This window comes from Streptomyces sp. NPDC091281, assembly GCF_044757425.1.
GTDB lineage: Bacteria > Actinomycetota > Actinomycetes > Streptomycetales > Streptomycetaceae > Streptomyces.
On sequence record NZ_JBIVUY010000019.1, the window covers coordinates 92,135 to 111,727 of the forward strand.

Consider the following 19,593-nt stretch of genomic DNA (forward strand, 5'->3'; position numbering starts at 1 on the left):
GTCCTTCCTCACGAGGGCCGTTGTCAGTGGTGCCGCGTAATGTGCGCAGCAGTGGGACGGCGAACTTCACGCACGGGGGACCGACCGATGAGCACGACCAGCGGCACGAACAGCACGAGCCATACGCACAGCACGAGTCGTACGCACGGCACGGACGCGGCGCACACGACCGGCGGGACGACCGCCACCCTCGGCACGCCGGTGACGTTCACCCTGACCGAGGCCCAGCTCGACCCGTACGTCACGCACGTGCCGACGCGCCGCTGGCTGACCGGCCCCGGACTCCCCGACGTCGGCGGGCTGGTGACGTTCGAGACGCTGCGCGCGACCGGCCTGCGGACGGTCGCGGACTCCACCGGCGACACCGCCGACCGCCTCCCCGCCGACCTGCGCGACCAGCTCGTCATCGGCGGCCTCCTCGGCGGCGAGGGCCCCGAGACCGAGTCGGTGCTGCTGGACGGCGCCACCGGCGAGATCACCACGACGTACTTCTTCCACGACCGCCTCGACCTGATGGACCGCCGCCCCTTCGCGCCGTCCCTGGAGAAGCTGGTCCGCTTCGCCACGGCCGCCGACGAACTGGCGGCGCTGCGCGGCCAGTTCGCGGCCTACGCGGGAAGGTACGGCCCGGAGGCGGTGGCCGAGGCCTCCGGTGACCTGCTCGCGCTCTACGAGGCGGGCGCCGACGGCGAGGTGCCGCCGTTCTGGAAGCTGGCCGCGGTGATCCGCCCGCTGGCGCTGATGGCGGGCCCCGGCACCCGCTCCGGCCTGGCCCTGGACCTGCCGCCCCGGCTGCTGGACGAGGAGTTCGAGACCGGCGCGATCGTCCGCTTCGAGGAGGTCGACTTCCCGTCCGCGCTCGTCCACGAGCCGACCCGCCGCTTCCTGCGCGAGACGGGCCTGCCGGAGGAGTGCGTGTGGTTCTCCCTCGACACGGACGTACCGCTGCCGACCCTGGCCGAGCACCGGGCCGACACGGGCGAGGACTCCGCCGAGTCGGACGCCCCGCTTCCGGAGGGCGCGGAGAGACTGATCCGCCTCGGTCATCTGGTGGAGGACACCAGCCTGGTCCTGGACGGCACCACGGGCGCCGTCCTCGCCTGGTCCGAGCCGGACGCCGCGCTGCGCCCGCTGAACGCCGACATCTCGACGCTGGCGTTCACCCTCTGGCTGATCCGCCGCGAGCACACCCTGGACGCCGAGCACGACCTGACGGAGGCCTACGACCAGCTCGCCGCGACGATGACCCGCACCCTGGCCGCCCTGGACCCCATGGCCTGCGACCCCACCCCGCGCACCCCCACGGACGACGGCTGGCGCTACTGGCCGGAGATGTTCGAGGACGAGGCGGGCGGCGGCCTGTTCGCGTAACTCCCCGACAGCGGAGGGGTGGTGCGCTCTAGGGTCCCGTCATGGACTGGCTGGCCCCTGTGAACACCTTGATCGGCGCGGTGATCGGCGTCGGCTCCACCCTCCTCGCGGACCGTTTCCGCTGGCGCCGCGAACGGCAGGCGCAGGACCGCGACAGCCGACGGCAGGCGTACGCGGCGTTCATGGGCGCCCTGTCGGACGTCTACAGCCGGCTCCACGAGACCGCTCGCGCGACCCGCCCTCCGGAGGAGACCAGCACGGCGGCCCACGAGATCTTCACCGCCGCCCAGCTCTACCCCCTCCGCTACGAACTCGCCCTGATCGCCCCCTGGGACGTCATGGACCCCACCAACGAGGCCTTCTGGCGCGCCCGCGACCTCCGCGACACGGTCGCCTCCGGCGCGGGCCCCGACACCCCGGAGTTCCGCACCCACGTCGGCGCCTACCTCAGGGCCACGGAGAAGGCCCAGACAGCGATGCGCCGCGACCTGGGCACACCGTGGCCGGAACGGGACGGGGGGTGACCCGGCCGTGCTCGACGGGCGCCGGGACAGCGGTGTCGTAGGGGACGTCTAGGGTGCCGTGGAGAACGCGGACGAAGCCGAGGGCTGGGGGATCGATGGTGGTGGGGGAGTCGGGGGCGCGACGGCCGCTGGACGACGAGCGGATCGGGCGGCGGCTGACCCGTGTCCGGGAACTGCTCGCGCGGTGGGCGGCGTTGCGGCCGGGCAACGGCAAGGCCTGGGACTACGACCCCTCGCCCGTACCGGAGGCGGAGGTGGTGGCCCTGGAGCGGCGGGCGGGACTGCGCCTGCCCGAGAACTACCGCCGTTTTCTCCTGGAGTTCGGCGACCCCGGCAACCTGCTGATGGCGTACGCCGCTCAGCCCCTGGCCGACCAGCCGGAACCCCGCTCCGCCGAACCGTTCCCCCTCGACGCCCCGTGGGCGGGCAGCGAGCGCGAGATCACCGAATGGGAGGCGCAGGAGGGCAACGGCGACTTCTTCGCGGACGGTCCGGGCGAGTTCTACGGCCAGTTCGACGACCCGCGCACCGCCTTCCGCGACCTCCCGCCCGGCACGGAGTACTCCGACGGCACCCTCACCCTGGGCGCCACCCGCAGCCACTTCCTGGCCCGCCTGGTCCTCAACGGCCCCTGGTCGGGCACCGTGTGGTTCGACAGCTTCGGCTACGACGGCGGCCTCATCCACCTCGCCGACGACACCGACGAGTCCTACGCCCGCTACACCCTGGACTCCTTCTGCGACGCGGACGAATGGCTGCCGCTGGCAGACCTCCCGTGGTTCCCCGCCCTCCCGGACGGCGTCCCGGACCCGGCGCCCGGTGACTTCCTCGACCTCACCCTCACCGTCCTGCGCCACCGCGTCCGCCTGGCCGAGGCCGAGCGCGCGTGCGACGCCCTCGACCTCCCCGCGCTCCTCGAAGCCGCCGAACGCCTGCGCACCCCGCACGACTTCGGCTTCCCGCGCGGCCACCGGTACGGCGGTTTCGGCCCGTACGTCACCGGCCTCGTCCGCGACGCCCTCCTGGCCCCCGCCCCCGACCCGGCGGCCACGGCCCGCGTCGTCCAGCTCTCCGAGGCCCTGCTGAACAACCCCGCGAGCGTGTCCGTCGCCCTGACCCTCGCCGGCCGCTGGACGGACCTCCTCACCCACGAGCGGCAGGCGTTCCCCGAGGCCGAACGCAGCGCGCTGAACATCACCCTGGCGGCGACGATGCTCGACGCGCCGCCCCCCGCTCCCGCCCCCGACGCACCCCCGAGCCGCCTCTACACCCCCCTCGGCCTCTGGACGGCCCTGGACGCCCTGACCCGCCTGACCCCGCCCCAGCGCACCCGCCTCCTCACCCACCTCCCCCCGACGGACGCGACCCGGCTGACCCCCCTCCTCGCCACGGCCACGCTGCCCCTCACCCCGGCCGCCCTGGACGACCTCCTGACCTCGGACCTCTCCACCCCGCCGACCCGAGCGGCGGCCATGGTCACCCTGCTCCGCGCCCTCCGCACGGTGACCATGGCCCGCGACCTGGACGACGCCCCACCCGCGGGCCCCCTCACCGACCGCGCGTGCGCCCTGGCAGCGGCACTCGACCGCACAGGAGACGTCTTCCCCCTCCTCACCCTGGCCGCCCCCACCCGCTGGCCCGACTGGCAGTCCGCCCGAGCGGAGGGCCACCACTACCTGGCAGCGCTCCGGGCCCCGGCAGGCGCCTAACCCGCACAGACGGCACCTGGACACGACAGCGGGGCGACACCCGTGCGTGCGGGTGCCGCCCTGTCAGGCAGTCGGAGGCCGTGGCGGGAGTGCCTTGCGCATGGCTCTCACCGGGTGCCTACAGTCACGAACGAGACGGAAAATGAGACGGAGTCACGGCACATGCCTTCTCCAGATGCAGCCACCGGTACTCGGCTTGCACAGCCTGTAATGCAATCCAGGGGGCACGTTGTCCCAGGTCGGTGACGAACCATGTAAATCAATACGCTCGCAGGGTTGGAGACCCGTACCGTGCAGTCATGTCATCAGATCCATGGGGCGATCTAGCCAACGCTCTAACTTTGGTATGTGAACCTTTTGCGCGAGACTGCGATACCCACTTGGGTTTCCTGCCTGGATCGCCAGCTGCCCTAGAAGTCATCGGTGAGCCTTTCGCTGATGACTGGGCCGTGGCGCCATCTCGCAACGCAAACATGGGGGGCCTGCAATTGGCGAGAGTGGCAATGGATCATCTGGCGGGCTTGTCGATTTTGCTGCGGACACACAAGCCGGTGTGCGTCTACGGTCCCTCGTCGCTCGCACGCAGCACGATCGAGGTTGCCTCGAGAAGCTACTACCTGCTCGAACCTGGCCTCATGCCACTGGAACGCATCCGTCGGCACGAGAGTGACCGCCTGGCGTCCTTGTGGGAGCAGAAGCGGATTGCAGAAGCGGCGCGTAGGACAACTTCCACGACGATGCAGGCAGCTATCGATCATCTCGACGGCCGCATGAAGACTGTCATCGAGTCAGCTAGACGCCAAGGGCTCACACCACGGGTCAAGGACGAGAAACGCCCTCCCTTCATCGCCGGACCGGGTGTGACAAGAAACGTCGGAGCCACTGACCTGGTTGAGGCTCTGATTGGCCAAGGTGGCGGGCTCGGGACGGTGTCTTACCAGACGATGTCCGCCGTTTCTCACGGTCGGCAACACGGCATGATGCAGTACCTGAAAAGTCAAGGTGCTCTGCTCGACCGCACGCACGGCGACTCCTTCGGAAGTATCGAATCCACTGCACAGCAGACCGCGGCCGACCTTGGGGGGACCCCTCTCGCCGTCTTCAGGATGCTAGATCGGCTCTATGATCATTTTGGTTGGCCCAGCAGCGAAGTGGGTCCTGCTGCAAGACGCCTACTCCGGGTCTGGGCACGGATCGCCGAGCTTCCGAAATCGAATTGACCACTGCGAGTACGGAGGCGTCACCGTCGAGTGATCCTCTTCTTGACACGGGAGTGCGGCCCGATCGGGCTGAAGATCGTGCGCTCCCCGTCTCCGGTCACGCCATCTTGCCCGGCGATGCTCCAGCAGTTCTGACGCAGCGCGTTCGACAGCACTCCGAGCACCCACCGCCCGGCTCGGCGCAGGCGCTCAATCCTGGTGCAACGACCGGCTATGCGTCCCATAAGGGCACCGAACTCCTTCTGCCGGCGGGCAGGCTCTACGCTGTGACCCGTGGCCACCGCGTGATCGTTTGCCTTCACACCGATGGCCAACGGTGGCCGCTCGTAGTTGCGAGCAGAGGAGCACCGTGCAGGTCGCCGGACTCGACATCTATGTGAATCACCCCGTGCTGCACCTGGGAGCGACTGACTGGGTTCCAGTCTCACTCGCCCTGGAGGCCGCCGCTGCGTCCAGCTGTGACACCCACGTGGCTGTTCGGGTTCGCGCTCAGAGGGGACTGATCAAAGTGCGTCTCTTCGTGCAGCCTCAAGCGCCAGCGGCCGCAGGGCCCGACCCGGATTTCACCACGATCTTCAATGGCTCCCTCCTGCTGTCCGACGGCCGCATCGCAGTCGGTGATGTCGAGCAGCTGACACGCTTCGTGCATCGAGTGGGCGACCGCGGCGAGTTCAACGTGCGCGTCGCAGTGGACTCGCCCGGACCGGATCCCGGTGCTGTCGACATCACTGTCATCCGCCCCGCCCGTTGATCCGCTGAGCCAGCCACCTCGGCACACGCGCGGCGCTCGGCGGCCAGCCGTTCGCGAACAAGATCACGATCTGCAGCGGCAGCGCCAGGGAGGACCCCGAGCGAGACGGAGAAACAGAGAGGGCGGCACCTGTTGGGGGTGCCGCCCACTTTTTCGCTCGGTGGCGAACAGAGGCCGTGGCGGGAATCGAACCCACGTAACTCGCTTTGCAGGCGAGTCCCTAAACCACTCGGGCACACGGCCGGTGCCGGTCCGGTCGGGCCCGGGGGCCTGGTCGGACGTTGTGGTTCGACAGTAGGGCGGGGGTGGTGGGGGGCTCAAGGGAGGCGTGGGGGCTGCAATCCGACTGCCATATGCCGTTCATGAACGGGGGGGGCGGGCGCTACCGCCGCGGCCGGGGGCGGGGGCTGTCGGTGCTGAGGGCGGCGGGCCTCTGTTTGGGCTGCCGTTGCCCTGCCGGGCGGCAGTACTCCGGGCACAGCAGCACCTCGGGGGCGACGCCCGAGCCGATCTCCGGAGAGAAGATCACGGGCTCGCCCACGATGGGGCGGTCGCAGCGGGCGCAGATCATCGCCACTCCTGTCGGATGAGTCGGTACAGAACCCGGCCGACCTCGCACAGGTCGGAGCCGTAGGTGCACTGCTCGCAGATGCCGACGTGGTCGAAGAGCGCGGTCTTGGCGCGGGCCGCGGCGTCACGTCGACAGGCGCGTGGGAACCAGTGCCTCCCCGAGGAGTCCGTCTGCTGGCCGAGGTCGACGGCGGATCCGCCGGTCAGCTCTGCCGCACACCAGAGGCAGACCCTGCCTCGTTGTCGGGCGTCGTCGAGGTCCTGCCGGGCCGGCAAGCCGATGGCCGCCAAGGCGTCCCGGGTGCTCGTCTGCAGATCGGCATCCACGATTGCACCATCCCTATACGCTTACGCTCTGAATCCAGGTGACTACGTGAACGGTAGAGACGGGCGTATGTCCCCTGAAGTGACTGCCCGTACGGGTTGGCGCGGTCCAAGCGGCGAATGGTGAGTGACATGCCATCGAGTCAGAGAAGAACCCCGACCAGTGGTCAGGGTTCGCTCTCACGGCACTGTGCCGGGATCGTCTCCGGGTACACGTTCCGGCTGATCCGCGAGCAGTTGGGGCACACCCAGGACGCCATGGCGGAGCAGCTGCGCGTGTCCGTCGACACGATTTCAGGGTGGGAGTCCGGCCGTCGGCCGCTGACCGCCGTGTCCGTCGGTCAGATGCTCGTCCAACGGCATCGCCTCATGCGGATGGGTACTCTCCCGGCACTGCTCCAAGCGCTTGAGCGTGCGATAGAGGCCGACGCGCTCCTGGCCAGTGCACTGGCCGACGGGACCGCTGTCGACGAGTCACCCCTAGGCGCCTGGGTCATGCAGCGCGACCTGGTCGGCGTACTTGCGTGGCCTCTCACCGGCGTTCCCCCTCAGGCCGTACGAGACCTGCCCGCGCCCCCCAAGTCGCGCCGCAGACCCGTACCGACGGTTCCCGAGATCTCCGCCGACGACCGCCGCCGGTTCTTCGAACGGATGCGTGACACAGCTGAACGCGCGCAGAAGCCAGGCCAGTTCCTTCTCCGGCGACAGGCTCTCTACCTGGCTGGGTACGACAACGAGGCCGACACCCCGGACTGGCTCGCTCACCAGCAGGCGACAGAGCGGCCGAGCGACTGGCTCACCGATTGGCTCAACTCGCGCTCCGTCGCGGCCGTCGCGGGCCGCCAGGGTGATCGCGACCGGATGAGCTACTTCATCGACACCGCACTCGCCGACGAAGCCGGTGAGGCCGCCAACCTGAACTACTGGGCCTACTGGCTCGGTGAGATGGCGCATCTGGAGCTGTCGGACGACTTCATCGCCTCACGTACGCCAGACGTCTGGTCCGGCCACAAGCTGCTCGCCCACCTTGTACAGGGACTGTCGCCGGAACACGGATACGTCGACCTCAACATCCGCACCCTGTGGGCTCTTCTCGGCATCCGCCCCAACCTGGTCCGGTCCGGGACCGCGACGCGCGCACTGCGCGCCAGGCTGCCTGTGATGTTGGATAGCCGCGAGATCTCCGCCCGCGCGCGCCGCGAACTGGAGAGCATCAGGTACGCGTTACGCCTCGCTGAGGCATGAGAGGAGCACCGTGTCCGACGAGTTGACCCCCGTCGCCAGGTTCCTGTTCGAGGCCGGGACGCTCAAGGCGGCCCGTCGTACCGGCTGGTGGATGGCCGGGGTGCGGGACCCCGAGAGTGTCGCCGAGCACTCCTGGCGGACCGCTCTTCTCGCCTCCGTCATCGCCACGCTCGAAGGCGCCGACCCCGCTCGTGCCGCTCTCCTCGCCGTCTGGCACGACTCCCAGGAGCCCCGGACCGGGGACGTCAACCACCTGGGGAAGAAGTACCAGGGTTCGGCCGATCCGCGGGCCGTCACCGCCGACCAGGTCGCCGGGATGCCCGAGGCGCTCGCAGCGGTGATCCGGGACGTCGTCGGGGAGTACGAGGACAAGGAGTCCGACGAGGCCCGCTGCGCCCGCGACGCCGACAAACTGGAGTGCCTGCTGCAAGGGATCGAGTACCGGGCCCAGGGGTACGCCCTGGCACAACGGTGGATCGACAACAGCCGCCGCCGCATCGCCACCCCCAGCGGAGCCGCCCTCGCCGACCGGCTGCTCGGCATGGACCCCCTCGACTGGCTGCGCGCCGTCCTCGGAGAGCAGCCCCGGCCCGGAGAGCGGCCGCGCTGACCCGGCCGCCCGGCGGCCGTTCGGCCGGCGAGTGGCCTACGACCATCGGACCATGCCCTTGGCGACTTCCGACAGGGGTCATCCGGTGATACGGCCCTTACCCTGGCGGGTATGCCCGCCCCCGAAACCCCCGACGACATGCAGGTCCGAGCCGGTGTCTCCGGCTCCTGTCCGGACAGCCCCAGCGGCTCCGGTGACTCCGTTCTCTCCCGGCCCCACCGTGCCCTCAGCATCGGTGTCGTCTCCGTCGTGTTGCTGATCGCCTTCGAGGCGACGGCTGTCGGGACGGCGATGCCGGTGGCGGCGCGGGAGCTGGACGGGGTCGCGTTGTACGCGTTCGCGTTCTCCGGGTACTTCACCACCAGTCTGTTCGGGATGGTGCTGGCGGGGCAGTGGTCCGACCGGCGGGGGCCGCTCGGGGCGTTGACCTGCGGGATCGGGGCGTTCGCGGTGGGGCTGGTGCTGTCGGGGACCGCGGGCGCGATGTGGCTGTTCATCCTCGGGCGGGCCGTGCAGGGGTTCGGCGGCGGGCTGGTGATCGTCGCGCTGTACGTCGTCGTCGGCCGTGCCTACCCCGAGCGGCTGCGGCCCGCGATCATGGCGGCGTTCGCGGCGAGCTGGGTGGTGCCGTCCGTGGTGGGGCCGCTGGCGGCCGGGGCCGTCACCGAACGCCTCGGGTGGCGGTGGGTGTTCCTCGGCACCCCCGTCCTGGTGCTGCTGCCGCTCGCGCTCGCGCTGCCGCAGATACGGCGGCGGGCCGGGGGACCGGTCAAGGGCGGCGCCGGGGCATCCGTCGACCGGCGGCGCATCCGGCTCGCGCTCGGCATCTCCTGCGGCGCCGGGCTGCTCCAGTACGCCGCCCAGGACCTGCGCCCCTGGTCCGTGCTGCCCGCCGCCGCGGGCGTCGCGCTCCTCGTGCCCGCCGTGCGCGGGCTGCTGCCGCCCGGCACCTGGCGGGCCGCCCGCGGGCTGCCGTCGGTGGTGCTGCTGCGCGGGGTCGCCGCCGGGTCGTTCATCGCCGCCGAGTCCTTCGTCCCGCTGATGCTGGTCACCCAGCGCGGCCTCAGTCCCACCCTCGCCGGGTTCTCCCTCGCCGCGGGCGGCGCCACCTGGGCGCTGGGCTCCTGGGTGCAGTCCCGGCCGCGCGTCGAGCCGTACCGGGACCGGCTGATGACGTCCGGGATGGTGCTGGTGGCCGCCGCGATCGCCGCCGCGCCGAGCGTGCTGATCCCCGCCGTACCGGTGTGGACGGTGGCCGTGGCCTGGGGGTTCGGCTGCTTCGGGATGGGGCTGGTGATCTCCTCCACCAGTGTGCTGCTGCTCCAGCTGTCCGCGCCCGAGGAGGCCGGGACCAACTCGGCCGCGCTGCAGATCTCCGACGGCCTCGCCAACATCCTGCTGCTCGCCACCGGCGGCGCCGCCTTCGCCGCGCTCGGCGGCGGGACCGTCGCCCACGCCACCGGGGACGCCGCGCACGGCGCCCATCCGGTCGCGTTCGCCGCCGTCTTCCTGCCGATGGCCGTGGTCGCCCTGGTGGGGGCCTGGGTGACGACCCGGCTGCGGCAGCCCGCGACGGCCGCGGCGGCTGTGACGTGAGTCCCACCCGGGGGCGACGCGGCCTCGTTCGCGCGTGCCCGGCCGGAGGCCGCCGGTAGGGTGGCCCGGTTGTCATACACAGCCGTGCCCCTGGCGCGCACGGCCGTGCCGATGTCCACACAGCCGTGCCGAGGCCACCGACGCCGTACGCCGTCGTACGCGCCGTCCCCGGGCCCTCGTCCGCGGCCGTGCCGAACGACCGACGAACCGGAGACCGTGACTACCACCGCCGCCTCCACCTCCCACCACCTCTCTCCCGCCTTCCCCGGCCGGGCCCCCTGGGGTACCGCCGGCAAGCTGCGCGCCTGGCAGCAGGGCGCGATGGAGCGGTACGTCCAGGAGCAGCCCCGCGACTTCCTCGCCGTCGCCACCCCGGGCGCCGGGAAGACGACGTTCGCGCTGACGCTCGCGTCCTGGCTGCTGCACCACCACGTCGTGCAGCAGGTGACCGTGGTCGCGCCCACCGAGCACCTGAAGAAGCAGTGGGCGGAGGCGGCGGCGCGGATAGGGATCAGGCTGGACCCCGAGTACAGCGCGGGCCCGCTCAGCAAGGACTACCACGGCGTCGCCGTGACCTACGCGGGCGTCGGCGTCCGCCCGATGCTGCACCGCAACCGCTCCGAGCAGCGCAAGACCCTCGTCATCCTCGACGAGATCCACCACGCCGGGGACAGCAAGTCCTGGGGCGAGGCCTGCCTGGAGGCGTTCGAGCCGGCCACCCGCCGTCTCGCCCTCACCGGCACCCCGTTCCGCTCCGACACCAACCCCATCCCCTTCGTATCGTACGAGGAGGGAAACGACGGCATCCGCCGCTCGTCCGCCGACTACACGTACGGCTACGGCTCCGCGCTCGCCGACGGCGTCGTGCGGCCGGTGATCTTCCTCTCCTACAGCGGCAACATGCGCTGGCGGACCAAGGCGGGCGACGAGATCGCCGCCCGGCTCGGCGAGCCGATGACGAAGGACGCGGTCAGCCAGGCGTGGCGGACGGCGCTGGACGCGCGCGGCGAGTGGATGCCGAGCGTGCTGCGCGCCGCCGACCAGCGGCTCACCGAGGTCCGCAAGGCCATCCCCGACGCGGGCGCCCTCGTCATCGCCTCCGACCAGGAGTCGGCCCGCGCCTACGCCAAGCTGATCCGGGAGATCACCGGCAGCAAGGCCACCCTCGTCCTCTCCGACGACACCGGCGCCTCGAACCGGATCGACGAGTTCAGCGCCTCCACCGACCGGTGGATGGTCGCCGTCCGCATGGTGTCCGAGGGCGTCGACGTGCCCCGCCTCGCCGTCGGCGTGTACGCCACCACGATCTCCACCCCGCTGTTCTTCGCGCAGGCCGTCGGCCGCTTCGTACGGTCCCGGCGGCGCGGCGAGACCGCCTCCGTCTTCCTGCCGACCGTCCCCGACCTGCTCGGCTTCGCCAACGAGATGGAGGTCGAGCGCGACCACGTCCTCGACAAGCCGAAGAAGGACGGCGAGGAGGACCCGTACGCGGAGGAGGACAAGCTCCTCCAGGAGGCCGAGAAGCAGCAGGACGAGGACACCGGCGACCAGGACATGCTGCCCTTCGAGGCGCTGGAGTCCGACGCCGTCTTCGACCGGGTCATGTACAACGGCGCCGAGTTCGGCATGCAGGCCCACCCCGGCAGCGAGGAGGAGCGGGACTACCTCGGCATCCCCGGCCTCCTCGAACCCGAGCAGGTGCAGCTCCTCCTGCAGAAGCGGCAGGCCAAGCAGATCGCGCACAGCCGCAAGAAGCCCGACGACGAGGCCGACCTGCTGGAGCTGCCCGCCGAGCGGCGGCCCGTCGTCTCCCACAAGGAGCTGATGGAGCTGCGCCGCCAGCTCAACACGATGGTCGGCGCCTACGTCCACCAGAGCGGCAAGCCGCACGGCGTGATCCACACCGAGCTGCGCCGGGCCTGCGGCGGTCCGCCGAGCGCGGAGGCGACGGCGGGGCAGCTGCGGCAGCGCATCACCAAGGTCCAGGAGTGGGCGACCCGGATGACGTGACCCCGTCGGGGCCGTCACGCCGTGATCCCCGGAGCCGGTCGGCCCCCGCCTGTGACAGGTGGGGCCGACGGGGCGGCCGGGGCCGCTGCGCGCACTGTACGTATCGGTACAAACGCAAGTAGTCCGTACCTGTCCTTGACCGGATTCTGGACGGAGCCTTCCGCTGAGCGAACCCGTTTCGCTAATGTCCCGCTACGCACACGCCCCGTGGCAGCGCCGCCGCGGAGCGCAGCCGTGAAGCGACCAGACCCGGACAACGCCGGGTCTCTGCCGAACGGCGGCCTCTGACGCGCGTCACTGACGGGACTCGGTGACGCACCCGCCGCGACGATGGCCGCCGACCTCACCACTGAAGGAGTGGGCGTCGTGACCGCGGAGACCTCCCAGACGCTCGACCGGGGACTCAAGGTCCTCAAGCTGCTGGCCGACACGGACCACGGGCTGACCGTCACCGAGCTGTCCCACAAGCTGGGGGTGAACCGGACGGTCGTCTACCGCCTCCTCGCCACGCTGGAACAGCACGCGCTGGTCCGCCGTGACCTCGGCGGGCGGGCCCGGGTCGGGCTCGGGGTGCTGCGGCTGGGCCGCCAGGTGCATCCGCTCGTACGGGAGGCGGCGCTGCCCGCGCTGCGGTCGCTGGCCGAGGACATCGGGGCGACCGCCCACCTCACCCTGGTCGACGGCTCCGAGGCGCTCGCGGTCGCCGTGGTCGAGCCGACCTGGACCGACTACCACGTGGCCTACCGGGCCGGGTTCCGGCATCCGCTGGACCGGGGCGCGGCGGGCCGGGCGATCCTCTCCGCGCGGCAGCGGACCTCCTCCGCCGCGCAGCACCCCGGCTACACGCTGACGCACGGCGAACTGGAGGCGGGCGCCAGCGGGGCCGCGGCGCCGCTGATCGGGGTGACGGGCGTCGAGGGCAGCGTCGGCGTCGTCATGCTGAGCGACGCGGTGCCGGAGCGGGTGGGGGAGCGGGTCATGCACGCGGCACGGGAGGTCGCGGAAGCCCTGCGGTAGCCGCGGTGACGGGCAGGCAGGCAGGCCGGCCGGCCGGTACGGGGCGCCGCCCGCCACCGGCCCGCGGCACCGTCGGCGCACGCCCCCCGGTCGCCCGCCGCGCGGCTCGGCGTACGCTGTCCGCCCCCGGCGCCGGGGCCGGAACCCCTCGCGTACATTGACCCCGTGCTCTCTCGTCTCTCCCGCCCCCGGGCCCTCGCCGTCTGTGCCGTTCCGTTCGTGGCGCTGCTGGTCACCGCGGGGTTCGCGCCGCTGCCGTTCTCGGTGGCGCAGCCGGGGCTGACGGCGGACGTGCTCGGCGAGAACAAGGGCACCCCGGTCATCACGATCTCCGGCACCCCGGTCCGGGACACCACCGGTCAGCTGCGGATGACGACGATCGAGGCGACCAACCCGGACACCCGGGTCTCGCTGGGCGACGTCGTCGACAGCTGGTTCCGCGCCGACCAGGCGGTCATGCCGCGCGACTCGGTCTATCCGACCGGCGGTGACGTCAAGGAGATCGAGCGGCACAACACGGAGCAGATGGAGGAGTCGCAGGACGCGGCGACCGAGGCCGCCCTGCGCTACCTCGGCCGCACGGACGACGGCATCGACGTCACCCTGCGGCTCGCGGACGTCGGCGGCCCCAGCGCCGGGCTGCTGTTCTCGCTCGGCATCGTCGACAAGCTCGACGGCGACGGCAGCGGCGGCGACCTCACCGGCGGCCGGGACATCGCGGGGACCGGCACCATCGACCCGGACGGCAGGGTCGGCGCGGTCGGCGGGGTCGCGTTGAAGACGCAGGCCGCGCGCCGCGACGGGGCGACCGTCTTCCTCGTGCCGAAGGCGGAGTGCGGGGACGCGCGCGCCAACCTGCCCCGGGGCCTGCGGCTGATCCCGGTCACCACCCTCAAGGGCGCGGTCGCCGCGCTCGTCGCGCTGGCGAAGGGCACGGGCCGCGTCCCGAGCTGCTGAGCGACGGCCCCAACTCCCGCACCACGTACGTCACTTCACGAACCCTTCCGCCTTCATCCAGTCCAGGGCGACCTGGTGCGGGTCCTCGCCGTCCACGTCCACGCGGGCGTTGAGGTCCTGGGCGACCTTGTTGTCCAGCTTCTTCGTGATGGGGTCGAGCAGACCCGCGATCGCGGGCCACTTCTTCAGCGTCCTGGAGTTGACGACGGGCGCCGCGTTGTAGTTGGGGAAGAAGTCCTTGTCGTCGTCCATCACCACCAGGTTCATGGACGCGATCCGGCCGTCGGTCGTGTAGACCTCGCCGTAGGTGCAACTCCCCTTCTGCACCTGGGTGTAGATGATCCCGCTGTCCATCTGCGTGATCCGGCCGGACGGCACCTTCATGCCGTACGCCTTCTGCATGCCGGAGAGTCCGTCCGCGCGGTTGGCGAACTCGCTCTCCACGCACAGCGTCACGGCCGACGGGTCGGACCTGGAGAGCGCGGCCACCTGGGAGAGCGTCCGGGTGCGGTACTTCTTGAAGTTCGCCTGGTTCATGGCCAGCGCGTACGTGTTGTCCAGGCGGGACGGCGGCAGCCAGGTCACGCCGTTCTTCCCGTCGGCGTCCCGCACCGCCTGCCACTGCTTCTGCGGGTCGGTGATCGGCTCGCTGTTGCCGAGGTACGTGATCCACGCGGTGCCGGTGTACTCGTACATGGCGTCCGCGTCGCCGTTGCGGATCGCCTCGCGGCTGCCGATGGAGCCCTGGATGCCGGTGCGGTCCAGCACCTCCGCCCCGGCCGCCTGGAAGGCGATGCCGATCATCGCGCCGAGGATCAGGTTCTCGGTGAACGCCTTGGCCGTCACGGTGAGATGGGCGCCGTCCAGCGGCTCGCCCTTCCCGATGGAGCCGGGGGAGACGTCGTCGACCATGGGCGAGCCGCTGGTCAGCCCGCACCCGGCCGCCGTCAGCACCAGCACCCCGGCCCCGGCCACCCACCGCCGCACACCCGCACCCCGGCCCCGCCGTACGGCTCCGTCCCGCCGCACACCCGCACCCCGCCGCACGCCGCCGACCCGTGCCGCACCCCGTCCCGCGCCCGCCGTCACTGGGTCGCCTCCAGTCCCCGGGGCCGCAGCAGCACCTCGGCGAGGGAGGCCAGCCAGTCCACCAGGAGGGCCAGGGCCACGGTGAGGATCGCGCCCAGCACCAGGACCGGCATCCGCTGGTTGGTGATGCCCGCCGTGATCAGCACGCCCAGGCCGCCGCCCCCGCCGAAGGTGGCCAGGGTCGCCGTGCCGACGTTGAGGACGAGCGCCGTGCGCACCCCGGCGAGGATCAGCGGGACCGCCAGCGGGAGTTCGACGCGGGTCAGTACGCCCACCGGGGACATGCCGATGCCGCGTGCCGCCTCCAGCAGCGTCGGGTCGTTGGCGTCGAGCCCGGCGATGGTGTTGGAGAGGACGGGCAGCACGGCGTAGGCGATGATGCCGATCAGGGCGGCGCGGCGGCCGATGCCCAGCCAGATCACCAGCAGCGCCAGCAGGCCGATCGCCGGGGTGGCCTGGCCGACGTTGGCGACGGCGAGCGCGACCGGGCTCGCCCGGCGCAGCCGGGGCCGGGTCAGCAGGATGCCCGCCGGGATGGCGATGATCAGCACGAAGAACGTGGAGATCACGGTCAGTTCGACCTGCTGCCACAGCGCCTTCGACACCTGCCCGTCGGAGAGCGCGTTCTCGGAGATCGGGTCCAGGTCGGCCTGCTGGAACCAGAGCCAGGTGCCCAGCAGCAGCGCCACCAGGAACGCGGGCAGGAACGTCAGCCGCTGCCAGGTCAGCCGGGAGCGCCGGGGCGGCGGGGGCGGGGCGGGCGGTCGCGTCGCCTCCGCCTCCGGGGGCGCCTCGCGCGGCGGGTCCAGCTCGGGCGCGGTCACCGTACGGCCTCCCCGGCCGGGCCCTCCTGCGCGGCGTGGGTCTGCGCGCTGCGGGACTCCGCCAGTTCGGCCTGCGCCTCCAGCGCCTCCAGCCGGTCGGCCTCCAGCAGTTCGTGCACCGAGTTCAGCAGCGTCTCCATGTCGACGACCCCCGTGTACTCGCCGCGCCGCCCGGTCACCGCGACCCGCCCGGTGTTGTCGGTGAGGACCGCCTCCAGGGCGTCGCGGAGGGTGGCGTCGCGGGTGACGGTGTCGCTGACCAGGGTGCCCGCGCGGGCCAGTGAGCCCTTGGCGCGCATCAGGTCGCCGCGCCGCAGCCACTTGTAGGGCCGCCCGCGCTGGTCCAGCAGCAGGATCTCGTTGGTGCCGCTGGAGCGCAGCCGGTTGAAGATGGTCTGGAGCGGGTCGTCGACGGTGACCGTCGGGTACTCGGTGATCTCCACGTCCCGCACGCGCGTCAGGTTCAGCCGCTTCAGGGCGGCGCCCGCGCCGACGAACCCGGAGACGAAGTCGTCGGCCGGGTTGGTGAGGATCGCCTCCGGGGTGTCGAACTGGGCGATGTGCGAGCGCTCCCGCAGTACCGCGATCCGGTCGCCCAGCTTGATCGCCTCGTCGAAGTCGTGGGTGACGAACACGATCGTCTTGTGCAGTTCGTGCTGGAGCCGGATCAGCTCGTCCTGGAGGTGGTCGCGGGTGATCGGGTCGACGGCGCCGAACGGCTCGTCCATCAGCAGCACCGGCGGATCGGCCGCGAGGGCCCGCGCCACGCCGACCCGCTGCTGCTGGCCGCCGGAGAGCTGGCGCGGGTAGCGGCCGTGGAACTCGCCGGGGTCCAGGCCGACCAGGTCGAGCATCTCCTCCACCCGGTCCCGGATGCGGGTCCTGGACCAGCCGATCATCTTCGGCACCAGGGCGATGTTCTGGGCGACGGTCATGTGCGGGAAGAGCCCGGAGGACTGGATGGCGTAGCCGACCTTGCGGCGCAGCTTCACCGGGTCGATGTCGGTGACGTCCTCGCCGTCGATGCGGATACGGCCGCCGGTCGGCTCGATCAGCCGGTTGATCATCTTGAGGGTGGTGGACTTCCCGCAGCCCGACGGCCCGACGAAGATGACCGTCTCCCCGGCCCTGATCTCCATGTTCACGCCGTCCACGGCGGGCTGCGCGCTGCCCGGATACCGCTTGGACAGGTTCTCCAGCTCGATCGTCGCGCCGTGCGTGGCGGTGTCAGACACGAATCCCCCTCGGGATCGTCAGGCGCCCGAGCAGCACGTACGCCGCGTCGAACAGCAGGGCGAGCACGATGATCCCGAGGGTGCCCGCGAGGACCTGGTTCAGCGCGTTCTTGCTGCCCAGGGAGGCCAGGCCGCGGAAGATCTCGTTGCCGAGACCGGGCCCGGAGGCGTAGGCGGCGATCGCGGCGATGCCCATCAGCATCTGCGTCGAGACCCGGATGCCGGTGAGGATCGGCGGCCACGCCAGCGGCAGCTCGACCCGCGCCAGCCGGGCCAGCCGGGACATCCCGATGCCGGTGGCCGCGTCCACCAGAGAGGCGTCGACGCCGCGCAGCCCCACGATGGCGTTCCGCACGATGGGCAGCAGCCCGTACAGGGTCAGCGCGATCACCGTCGGCGGCACGCCCAGCCCGACGACCGGGATCAGCAGACCGATCATCGCCAGCGACGGCACGGTCAGCAGGGTCGAGGTCGCGGTGGTGGCGAGCGCGCCCGCCCAGCCGCTGCGGTAGGTGGTGACCCCGATCAGCACCCCGATCAGGGTGGCCAGGACCATGCACTGGAAGACGGCGCTGGCGTGCTGCCAGGCGTCCGTGAACAGCTGCTGGTGCTGTTGGCTCACGTACTCCCAGAAGTTCACACGTCCTCACCCCTGTCGCCGGTCAGCTCCCGTCCCGCTCCCGGCCCTCCGCCGCCGCCTGCTCCACCAGCGGGATGATCCGCAGCGGGACGGCGTTCTCCATGACGATCGCGGTGGAGGCCCGGACGATGCCATCGAAACCGACAACCCGGTCGATCACCCGCTGGAGATCGGCGTTGGAGCGGGCCACCAGGCGGCACAGCATGTCCCCGCTGCCGGTCGTGGTGTGCAGCTCCAGCACCTCCGGCACGGACGTCAAGTGGGCCCGTACGTCGGCCCCTTGGCCCTGCCGGATCTGGAGCGTGGCGAACGCGGTGACCGGGTAGCCGAGGGCCGCCGGATCGACCTCGGGACCGAACCCGCGGATGACGCCGTTCGACTGAAGCCGGTCCAGCCGCGCCTGCGCCGTCCCCCGCGCCACCCCCAGCCGCCGGGACATCTCCAGCACCCCGATCCGCGGCTCCCTGGCCAGCAGCACGATGATCCGCCCGTCCAGCTGATCGATCCCCATCCGCACCACCTCCACGATGGTCACCCTGTACAGAAAGCCCGCCAGTACCGCCGTATGACTGAGCAGACTGCCCAGTGAATGCGAGAACTATTGCGCACCTTGCAGGGTGGGGTCACGCTGCCTGCATGACGCAGACCACAGACCTCACTCCCGACACCGCCCGGCAGGCCGACCCCTTCCCGGTCAAGGGAATGGACGCGGTCGTCTTCGCGGTGGGCAACGCCAAGCAGGCCGCGCACTACTACTCCACCGCGTTCGGCATGAAGCTCGTCGCCTACGCCGGGCCGGAGAACGGCAGCCGCGAGACCGCCTCCTACGTCCTGGAGAACGGCTCCGCCCGCTTCGTCCTCACCTCCGTCATCAAGCCCGCCACCGACTGGGGCCACTTCCTCGACCGGCACGTCGCCGAGCACGGCGACGGCGTCGTCGACCTCGCCATCGAGGTCCCGGACGCGCGCGCCGCGTACGCCTACGCCCTCGCGCACGGCGCCCGCTCGATCGCCGAGCCGTACGAGCTGAAGGACGAGCACGGCACCGTCGTCCTCGCCGCGATCGCCACCTACGGCGAGACCCGCCACACCCTCGTCGAGCGCGGCGACTACGACGGCCCCTACCTGCCCGGCTTCGCCGCCGCGCAGCCGATCGTCGAGCCGCCCGCCCAGCGCACCTTCCAGGCCGTCGACCACTGCGTCGGCAACGTCGAACTCGGCCGGATGAACGAGTGGGTCGGCTTCTACAACAAGGTCATGGGCTTCACGAACATGAAGGAGTTCGTGGGCGACGACATCGCCACCGAGTACAGCGCCCTGATGTCGAAGGTCGTCGCCGACGGCACCCTCAAGGTCAAGTTCCCGATCAACGAGCCCGCCGTCGCCAAGAAGAAGTCCCAGATCGACGAGTACCTGGAGTTCTACGGCGGCGCGGGCGTCCAGCACATCGCCCTCAACACCAACGACATCGTGCAGACCGTCCGCACGATGCGCGCCGCGGGCGTCCAGTTCCTCGACACCCCCGACTCGTACTACGACACCCTCGGCGAGTGGGTCGGCGACACCCGCGTCCCCGTCGACACCCTGCGCGAGCTGAAGATCCTCGCCGACCGCGACGAGGACGGCTACCTGCTCCAGATCTTCACCAAGCCGGTCCAGGACCGCCCGACCGTCTTCTTCGAGCTGATCGAGCGGCACGGCTCGATGGGCTTCGGCAAGGGCAACTTCAAGGCCCTCTTCGAGGCGATCGAGCGCGAGCAGGAGAAGCGCGGCAACCTGTAGCCGCGCCCCCCGGCGCCCGGTCGGCTAGGGTCTGTCGTTTGGATCATGCCGGCTTCGGGCCTGGGTGCCTGGTGAGTGCCGGTGAGCGGGGTGTGGTGCGTGCAGCTGCAAGGCGGAGG

At 71.3% G+C, this 19,593-nt stretch carries 19 protein-coding genes and 1 tRNA gene; 12 read left to right on the plus strand and 8 right to left on the minus strand.

Annotated features, from left to right (window positions below):
- Positions 1-87: 87 nt before the first annotated feature.
- From ACIQPQ_RS35820 to ACIQPQ_RS35840, 5 genes are all read left to right on the plus strand, one after another.
- Positions 88-1,371 (plus strand): SUKH-4 family immunity protein, encoded by a 1,284-nt coding sequence (locus ACIQPQ_RS35820; protein ID WP_401312678.1) that lies wholly within the window; start codon positions 88-90, stop codon positions 1,369-1,371.
- Between the two features lie 41 nt (positions 1,372-1,412).
- On the plus strand, positions 1,413-1,895 hold the full coding sequence (locus ACIQPQ_RS35825; RefSeq protein WP_401312680.1) for a hypothetical protein: 483 nt from the start codon (positions 1,413-1,415) through the stop codon (positions 1,893-1,895).
- Between the two features lie 95 nt (positions 1,896-1,990).
- On the plus strand, positions 1,991-3,604 hold the full coding sequence (locus tag ACIQPQ_RS35830; RefSeq protein ID WP_401312683.1) for an SMI1/KNR4 family protein: 1,614 nt from the start codon (positions 1,991-1,993) through the stop codon (positions 3,602-3,604).
- Between the two features lie 503 nt (positions 3,605-4,107).
- On the plus strand, positions 4,108-4,824 hold the full coding sequence (locus ACIQPQ_RS35835) for a hypothetical protein (RefSeq protein ID WP_401312686.1): 717 nt from the start codon (positions 4,108-4,110) through the stop codon (positions 4,822-4,824).
- 349 nt (positions 4,825-5,173) lie between these two features.
- A complete protein-coding gene (locus ACIQPQ_RS35840) occupies positions 5,174-5,575 on the plus strand; it encodes a hypothetical protein (protein ID WP_401312689.1) in 402 nt (133 codons plus the stop codon).
- Between the two features lie 171 nt (positions 5,576-5,746).
- Here the strand turns inward: ACIQPQ_RS35840 and ACIQPQ_RS35845 are convergent.
- The 3 genes from ACIQPQ_RS35845 to ACIQPQ_RS35855 form a co-directional block, all read right to left on the minus strand.
- A tRNA-Cys gene (locus tag ACIQPQ_RS35845) sits at positions 5,747-5,818 on the minus strand.
- Between the two features lie 139 nt (positions 5,819-5,957).
- On the minus strand, positions 5,958-6,146 hold the full coding sequence (locus ACIQPQ_RS35850; RefSeq protein ID WP_401312692.1) for a hypothetical protein: 189 nt from the start codon (positions 6,144-6,146) through the stop codon (positions 5,958-5,960).
- A complete protein-coding gene (locus ACIQPQ_RS35855; RefSeq protein ID WP_401312695.1) occupies positions 6,143-6,472 on the minus strand; it encodes a hypothetical protein in 330 nt (109 codons plus the stop codon). The genes ACIQPQ_RS35850 and ACIQPQ_RS35855 overlap by 4 nt, the downstream gene beginning before the upstream one ends.
- A 117-nt stretch (positions 6,473-6,589) precedes the next feature.
- On the opposite strand from ACIQPQ_RS35855, the gene ACIQPQ_RS35860 reads away from it, so the two are divergent.
- The 6 genes from ACIQPQ_RS35860 (at position 6,590) to ACIQPQ_RS35885 (ending at position 13,904) form a co-directional block, all read left to right on the plus strand.
- Complete coding sequence (locus ACIQPQ_RS35860) at positions 6,590-7,714, plus strand: helix-turn-helix domain-containing protein (protein WP_401312698.1); 1,125 nt, start codon at positions 6,590-6,592, stop codon at positions 7,712-7,714.
- Positions 7,715-7,724: 10 nt separating this feature from the next.
- Positions 7,725-8,324, plus strand: coding sequence for an HD family hydrolase (locus tag ACIQPQ_RS35865; RefSeq protein WP_401312700.1), 600 nt, complete (start codon positions 7,725-7,727; stop codon positions 8,322-8,324).
- A gap of 138 nt (positions 8,325-8,462) precedes the next feature.
- A complete protein-coding gene (locus ACIQPQ_RS35870) occupies positions 8,463-9,920 on the plus strand; it encodes an MFS transporter (RefSeq protein ID WP_401312731.1) in 1,458 nt (485 codons plus the stop codon).
- Between the two features lie 216 nt (positions 9,921-10,136).
- Positions 10,137-11,930, plus strand: coding sequence for a DEAD/DEAH box helicase (locus ACIQPQ_RS35875; protein ID WP_401312702.1), 1,794 nt, complete (start codon positions 10,137-10,139; stop codon positions 11,928-11,930).
- A gap of 366 nt (positions 11,931-12,296) precedes the next feature.
- The gene (locus tag ACIQPQ_RS35880) at positions 12,297-12,947 is read left to right on the plus strand and encodes an IclR family transcriptional regulator (protein ID WP_383779165.1); all 651 of its coding nucleotides are present in this window, start codon (positions 12,297-12,299) and stop codon (positions 12,945-12,947) included.
- Positions 12,948-13,112: 165 nt separating this feature from the next.
- The gene (locus ACIQPQ_RS35885; RefSeq protein WP_401312705.1) at positions 13,113-13,904 is read left to right on the plus strand and encodes a S16 family serine protease; all 792 of its coding nucleotides are present in this window, start codon (positions 13,113-13,115) and stop codon (positions 13,902-13,904) included.
- Between the two features lie 30 nt (positions 13,905-13,934).
- Here ACIQPQ_RS35885 and ACIQPQ_RS35890 read toward each other — a convergent pair whose 3' ends face one another.
- From ACIQPQ_RS35890 to ACIQPQ_RS35910, 5 genes are all read right to left on the minus strand, one after another.
- Entirely contained in the window at positions 13,935-14,816 is an 882-nt protein-coding gene (locus tag ACIQPQ_RS35890; RefSeq protein WP_401312734.1) for a glycine betaine ABC transporter substrate-binding protein, read from the minus strand.
- A gap of 173 nt (positions 14,817-14,989) precedes the next feature.
- Positions 14,990-15,817, minus strand: a complete 828-nt coding sequence (locus ACIQPQ_RS35895) for an ABC transporter permease (RefSeq protein WP_401312708.1) — start codon at positions 15,815-15,817, stop codon at positions 14,990-14,992.
- Positions 15,814-17,052 carry a betaine/proline/choline family ABC transporter ATP-binding protein gene (locus ACIQPQ_RS35900; protein ID WP_401312711.1) on the minus strand — a complete coding sequence of 413 codons (1,239 nt, stop codon included), beginning with the start codon at positions 17,050-17,052 and terminating at the stop codon, positions 15,814-15,816. Before ACIQPQ_RS35900 ends, ACIQPQ_RS35895 begins: the two co-directional genes overlap by 4 nt.
- The gene (locus ACIQPQ_RS35905) at positions 17,045-17,692 is read right to left on the minus strand and encodes an ABC transporter permease (protein ID WP_401312714.1); all 648 of its coding nucleotides are present in this window, start codon (positions 17,690-17,692) and stop codon (positions 17,045-17,047) included. The genes ACIQPQ_RS35900 and ACIQPQ_RS35905 overlap by 8 nt, the downstream gene beginning before the upstream one ends.
- Before the next feature lie 22 nt (positions 17,693-17,714).
- Complete coding sequence (locus ACIQPQ_RS35910) at positions 17,715-18,203, minus strand: Lrp/AsnC family transcriptional regulator (protein WP_383779158.1); 489 nt, start codon at positions 18,201-18,203, stop codon at positions 17,715-17,717.
- Positions 18,204-18,328: 125 nt separating this feature from the next.
- Here ACIQPQ_RS35910 and hppD point away from each other — a divergent pair, with 125 nt between their 5' ends.
- Positions 18,329-19,474 carry a 4-hydroxyphenylpyruvate dioxygenase gene (gene hppD, locus ACIQPQ_RS35915; protein ID WP_383779156.1) on the plus strand — a complete coding sequence of 382 codons (1,146 nt, stop codon included), beginning with the start codon at positions 18,329-18,331 and terminating at the stop codon, positions 19,472-19,474.
- Positions 19,475-19,593: the final 119 nt, after the last annotated feature.

Bases quoted from the DNA above. Each gene is read 5' to 3' on its own strand.
- ACIQPQ_RS35825 (WP_401312680.1), top strand. From the start codon at position 1,413: ATGGACTGGCTGGCCCCTGTGAACACCTTGATCGGCGCGGTGATCGGC.
- hppD (WP_383779156.1), top strand. From the start codon at position 18,329: ATGACGCAGACCACAGACCTCACTCCCGACACCGCCCGGCAGGCCGAC.
- ACIQPQ_RS35835 (WP_401312686.1), top strand. From the start codon at position 4,108: ATGGATCATCTGGCGGGCTTGTCGATTTTGCTGCGGACACACAAGCCG.
- ACIQPQ_RS35910 (WP_383779158.1), bottom strand. From the start codon at position 18,203: ATGGGGATCGATCAGCTGGACGGGCGGATCATCGTGCTGCTGGCCAGG.
- ACIQPQ_RS35830 (WP_401312683.1), top strand. From the start codon at position 1,991: ATGGTGGTGGGGGAGTCGGGGGCGCGACGGCCGCTGGACGACGAGCGG.
- ACIQPQ_RS35860 (WP_401312698.1), top strand. From the start codon at position 6,590: ATGGTGAGTGACATGCCATCGAGTCAGAGAAGAACCCCGACCAGTGGT.
- ACIQPQ_RS35820 (WP_401312678.1), top strand. From the start codon at position 88: ATGAGCACGACCAGCGGCACGAACAGCACGAGCCATACGCACAGCACG.
- ACIQPQ_RS35850 (WP_401312692.1), bottom strand. From the start codon at position 6,146: ATGATCTGCGCCCGCTGCGACCGCCCCATCGTGGGCGAGCCCGTGATC.
- ACIQPQ_RS35890 (WP_401312734.1), bottom strand. From the start codon at position 14,816: ATGGTCGACGACGTCTCCCCCGGCTCCATCGGGAAGGGCGAGCCGCTG.
- ACIQPQ_RS35870 (WP_401312731.1), top strand. From the start codon at position 8,463: ATGCAGGTCCGAGCCGGTGTCTCCGGCTCCTGTCCGGACAGCCCCAGC.